Genomic DNA, 4,988 nt, shown 5'->3' with positions numbered 1-4,988 from the left:
AACATACTTTGCCAGTCGCCGCCGCCAATCTGGAATAGCGCGTAGGTTTGAGCGCGAGTAGGGATGACATTATAGACAGCTTGAGTTTCGTAGAGAACCGGCACTTCTTCTTGTCGTAATTTAACTCGACATACCTGAGTGGTGGCACCGGTGTTACCGACGCGGAACCTGATCTCTTTAACAGCCTCTGCAAGCGTGTCGAAATGGTCGTCGCTGAGTGCATTCTTGCTAGGGTCGCGGCGAAATTCATTCATGATGTGCGATGATACAGAGAAGCCCACGCTAATTTCGTGATCCCCTGCACCCAGACCCAGCGCAAGTATGGACTTGATGAGCAGTTGGAAGTGCAAGTCCTCGACGGTGCCCCCTTGAATGCGCTCGCCTGAATTGCTGAGTTCGGTAGCGGCCTTGCCGATAAGATATTTGTTGTCGCCGTTTTCGATCAGGATGGAACCCTTGATGTCAAAGTGGTCAACATGATTGTTGATACCGGCGATGATGGGTTCTAGTTTTACCTTTTTCATACGTTCCCTCTCATGAAGAGCCACTGTAGCGTTACTGGCGTGGTGGAGAAATGATGCCAATCTGGTGTCATTAAGGCGTCATCGGATGGACCTAATCATAAACTGCTCAGTCGCACAGTCAAGCGGCCTGACAATTCGGTGCTTATTTTTTAGTAAAGAATGCAGAAAAAGAAGTAGAAAAGAGCTGCATTATGAGTGTTTTTTTGTAGCAAAGCTCTTGTCAGCGATCGGCAGAAGGATATACTGGCCCCAAAATGCGCTGTATATATAACCAGCTTTTCAGCTTCTGAGAGGGCAAAATGGTCGGTCTGTTGAAGGTAAAACCGGTATGTCTGGCGGCACTATTGCTGGCCATCGCAGTGGGTAGCGGCTGTTCCAGCAAACCCGATTACGCCTTTGTAGGGGATAACTTTGTCCCTCACTACGAGCGTCTGGCGGACAGCATCACTCTTTCTGGGGCTCGCCAGATCACCGATACCCGTACCGGTTTAAGCGCCACGATGCTCTCTTATGTCCAGAACGTGCCCGAAGCCGACTTCGATTATCTCATCCATATTTACTCGTCCAAACAGCTCGATGAGATGCTGACTAAAGCCTGCATCAACCCGACCCATCGGATGCCCGTTACCAATGTCGAAGGCGCACACTTCTCGATTGATGGCTCGCCGGTGGAGATGGCCTTTATCCAAACTCAGGATAATTGGGGGTTGGTGTCGATTGCGGGGGTCAACAAGGACTACTGTGATGGAGGTGATCTGAAGGCGGTGTTCGTGTCCGGTAGAAATATCCAAGATGTGCCCTGGCTGGTGAAGGGCAAGCGAAGCATTCACCTCATGCGCAATGGGCGTTTCGATTACGAGCTGCCACCCGCCTTTGTCATGGTCTCCAACAGTGATGACTTTGCTAGGTCCGGTCTGCTGGTCGTGCGCGGACTTCATAGTGTCGAAGCGCCGGTCAATCTGACCCAAGCCAACGCCATGGATCTGGATGCGCAGTATGTGATGACCCCGACCTTCTTTGACAACCCAAGTCGCTGACCTTCCATAGTCAGCTATCCTGAGAGACAACAGCTCCCATTGACCCCAGGCACCGATAGGTATCTGGGGTTTTTTCTGTCCCCTCGTTGGCAAAACCAGCCTCAACCCCCTCTATTAATGCCTGTTTTTGCACCATGAGCGCATTTAGCTGTTGGTCATTTCCCAATGACGAATATAATCAAGATCAGCTTTTAACGCTTAGGGTGTGCGTTTATGAATAGAGGCAAGTACCTTGGGTTATGCCTGCTAACCGCGGTGGCCAGCTCGCATGTATCCGCAGATCCAATGGAAGAGCGGCAGGCTCAACTCGTGCAGGAGCGCGAGGCATATCTGCAGGGAATCGAGCAAAGAAACAGTGCAGCCACACAGGGCTGGCACTGGTACCAGGATCCGACAGAAGAAGAGGCGTCGCAGGAGCAGCCTACCGAGACCAGCGAACCAGCAGCTGCTCCACCACCCGGTGAGATGGTTGAGATCGACGTCAAGTGGCTGCGTGACAACCTGCCCAAGTTACTGGACGACGCGATGAACAATCCGGGTGACATGGAAAAGGTGAAGGTCTACTGGCTTGCACAGAAGATGGCCGTTGATATGGCCACGAAATTCCAAGATGAAACTCGCCGGATGTATATCATGAACCCGCAGATGAGCGAGGATAACCGGCGGCCGGTCACCCAGTTCCAACTGACATCTCATAACGAGCAGGTGAAGGCAGGGAAGCAGGCGGCAGTCCAGAAGGTCTTCGATAAGGCCGGTCTCTGGTTTTTCTATGCCTCAACCTGCCAATACTGCATAAAAGAGGGTCCGATCCTCAAATATCTGGAGCGCATGTACCACGTCAACATCCTGGCCGTCTCTATGGATGGCCAACCGTTGCCGGGGACAGAGTTTGAGGATGTGGTGGTCGATGCAGGCGGCCAGATGTCCCAACAGCTTGGCGTAACCAAGACCCCCAGCATGTTCCTCGTCTCCAATGACGGCCAGAAGATCCACAAGCTCAGTGAAGGCTTGGTGACCTTGGAGGACATGCTCGAAAGCATTCTCTACATAGCGCAGGCCGCCGGGTTTATCACCGAACAGGAGCTGCAGGAATCGAGAGATGTCCGCCAGTACCTGATGACAGACTCCCCATCCGGTGAGCAAGCAGTGTCAGATCCCGAACAGCCGCAGGTCAATGCCCCGTCCTTGGTTGCCATCCCCAAGAGTGAACTCGAAGCAGGACCGCAGGCCCTGATCGCTCACCTTGAATCACGGCTCAACTTCCCGAGCCACAACTCTCAGTTAGCTCCCGTTGCAATGTCAGGAGGACAGCAATAATGCGCTACCTATCACTTCTGTTGCTGGTCTTTGGGTTATGTAGTCAGCCCGCTATGGCTGACAACCCGATGAAGACCATCTTCTCCGACATGATGACCAACAGCACCCAACCCACGACCTTCAGCACCGCGAAGCGCTTTGGGGCCACCGGGGGTGGCTTTGTGGCGCGGGTGCCGAAGATCACCCCCAACGTCATCTCGGTGGTGCCGCCCAAGGTGAACGTCGGTTGTGGTGGAGTGGACTTCTTCACCGGTTCGTTCTCCATCATCAACAAGGACCAGATGGTGCAGGTCATGCGAGGGATCGCAAACGGCGCTGCAACTTATGCCTTCCAAGTAGGTATGCAGGCGGTGTGTGCCACCTGTATGTCTACCCTGGAATATCTCTCCGCTGAGCTAAATAAGCTCAACGCTTACAGCCGGGATGCCTGTACCGCCTCGTATGAAATGATCGCCAATAACGCATTGGGCGAACAGGGTTTGAAGCATGTCAGTGATAATTCGTTCTTCAAGCCGATGAATGTGGTGAAAGGGATATTTAATGATGATGGCGACGCCGACGCATCTCCCCTTGATCAGGCCAGTACCGCCAAGAAGGCCGATCCTGATGCGATAAAAGATACTGAGTACAACCTGGTTTGGGATCAGCTTAAAAACCAAACAGTCAAAAGCTGGACCGTGGAAGGGCTCTCCGGGTACAACTGGCCTGAGTTGATGCACTCGTTGCTCGGAACCATCGTAGTCACTGTGGTTGATAATAACGCCGACCAAGCAAGTTTCGACATCAAGCCATGGCCGCCAACTCTTTTGGCGCGAGATCTCCTTCACTCTGCCTCTCAGGTGCAACTGCTCACATGCGGTAATGACCAAGCAGATTGCATGACCCCGGCAGTGCAAACCGTTACCAACTGGAAGGGCCTTGCCGACTCGTTAGCCGAGCAGATGTTGGCCATCCATAAAAAGATCTATGCCCAAACTGACCTCGATGCTTCAGAGCAGAACTTCACGAAGGTGCTTGATGCCTCATTTTATCAGTACCTCGAAAAGGCCCCCCCAGGAACGGCTGACGCGAACATCATCCTTTATTCCAAAGTGCTGTCCAATGCTGTGCTCTCGTCCTCTATCCGTGGCTTTGTTGCCCGGCTTAAAAACTGGATGGGGGCCAAAAAATCGGATCAAGAAGCACACCTCGTTGCGCAACTCGATAAGGCAATGGAGGGGCTGGTACAGCAGATGGCCGAGTTGAACGATGAAACCTTGTTGGCCCAGCAACAACTGGTCTTTAACTTCCAGCAGCAAGAACAGCTCATCCGTGTTCTTGGAAATAGTAAGTAGGGGGCCGGTACATGTGGAACGTCTACATCTCGGGTAACTTTGACATGATCGTGGCTGCGTACAATGCGCTGGCCATGATGTTCTCTGACGGGCACAACATCTACTACGGTGCGGCAGTGATTTCACTGCTGTTCCTGTTTATCACCGCTCTTCAACGGGTGAGCGACGATTCGCACAAGCCTGTCCAAAACTTCTTCTTTGGCTGGATCATCTTCATGATGCTCGCCGGTCCGACATCAAGGGTCACGGTGCTCGTAGAGAGCCGGATCACCCAGCAGGTGCAGACGGTTGATAATGTGCCGTTGCTAGTCGCCATCTCGGGTAGTATCGCGACCACGTTGCTCTCACGTATCACCGAAGATCTGCAGACAGCCTTTGAGGTCATCACCCCCATTAACGGTTATGGAGCGCAAAATACCGGCACCATTGACCCGCTGCGGGCACTGATGAAGCTCAATCAGCAAGACTATATAACCGGTTCGCTCTGCATGTTAGGTGGGGGCAACGTCGATTATTGCGGAACGCTCAATAACTATATGAGGGACTGCGTGGGGCGTGACCTTGTGACAGGTGGCCCAGCGCAGGATGTGTCACTCAACACGATTTCGCACGCTGGACCTTCCGACATCATTGATACGATAAAGGTCAACAATAACAACTGGACGACCGCGAATTCAACTCCGAAGTGCAACACCCGCCAAATCAAGCAACCTGTCGTAGTTCATCAAACACGATCTGCGGTTGCCTGAAATCCAAACATTTGCGCGGTCTAAGGT

5 protein-coding genes are annotated in these 4,988 nt (G+C 52.6%); 4 read left to right on the top strand and 1 reads right to left on the bottom strand.

Annotated features, from left to right (window positions below; genetic code table 11):
• Nucleotides 1–524: hypothetical protein (locus PG883_RS22590; RefSeq protein ID WP_270808293.1), on the bottom strand; the 524-nt coding region annotated here is incomplete at its 3' end.
• 299 nt (nucleotides 525–823) lie between these two features.
• On the opposite strand from PG883_RS22590, the gene PG883_RS22585 reads away from it, so the two are divergent.
• The 4 genes from PG883_RS22585 to PG883_RS22570 all read left to right on the top strand — a co-directional run bounded on the left by PG883_RS22585 (nucleotide 824) and on the right by PG883_RS22570 (nucleotide 4,961).
• Nucleotides 824–1,561 carry a hypothetical protein gene (locus PG883_RS22585; RefSeq protein WP_270808291.1) on the top strand — a complete coding sequence of 246 codons (738 nt, stop codon included), beginning with the start codon at nucleotides 824–826 and terminating at the stop codon, nucleotides 1,559–1,561.
• A 213-nt stretch (nucleotides 1,562–1,774) separates the two neighbouring features.
• Nucleotides 1,775–2,878: a conjugal transfer protein TraF gene (traF, locus tag PG883_RS22580; protein ID WP_114523094.1), complete on the top strand. Its 1,104-nt coding sequence runs from the start codon at nucleotides 1,775–1,777 to the stop codon at nucleotides 2,876–2,878.
• Nucleotides 2,878–4,212 (top strand): conjugal transfer protein TraH, encoded by a 1,335-nt coding sequence (locus PG883_RS22575; protein ID WP_114523095.1) that lies wholly within the window; start codon nucleotides 2,878–2,880, stop codon nucleotides 4,210–4,212. The genes traF and PG883_RS22575 overlap by 1 nt, the downstream gene beginning before the upstream one ends.
• An 11-nt stretch (nucleotides 4,213–4,223) precedes the next feature.
• Entirely contained in the window at nucleotides 4,224–4,961 is a 738-nt protein-coding gene (locus tag PG883_RS22570; RefSeq protein ID WP_270808289.1) for a conjugal transfer protein TraG N-terminal domain-containing protein, read from the top strand.
• The last annotated feature ends 27 nt before the right edge of the window (nucleotides 4,962–4,988 follow it).

Origin of the sequence: Aeromonas sp. QDB25 (genome assembly GCF_027707725.1) — a bacterium.
Lineage (GTDB): Bacteria > Pseudomonadota > Gammaproteobacteria > Enterobacterales > Aeromonadaceae > Aeromonas > Aeromonas caviae.
The sequence above is the reverse complement of the archived record's forward strand: the minus strand, read 5'-3'. Positions and strand labels throughout refer to the sequence as shown.

Coding starts and splice junctions, on each gene's coding strand:
- PG883_RS22570 (WP_270808289.1), top strand. CDS start 4,224: ATGTGGAACGTCTACATCTCGGGTAACTTTGACATGATCGTGGCTGCG.
- PG883_RS22575 (WP_114523095.1), top strand. CDS start 2,878: ATGCGCTACCTATCACTTCTGTTGCTGGTCTTTGGGTTATGTAGTCAG.
- traF (WP_114523094.1), top strand. CDS start 1,775: ATGAATAGAGGCAAGTACCTTGGGTTATGCCTGCTAACCGCGGTGGCC.
- PG883_RS22585 (WP_270808291.1), top strand. CDS start 824: ATGGTCGGTCTGTTGAAGGTAAAACCGGTATGTCTGGCGGCACTATTG.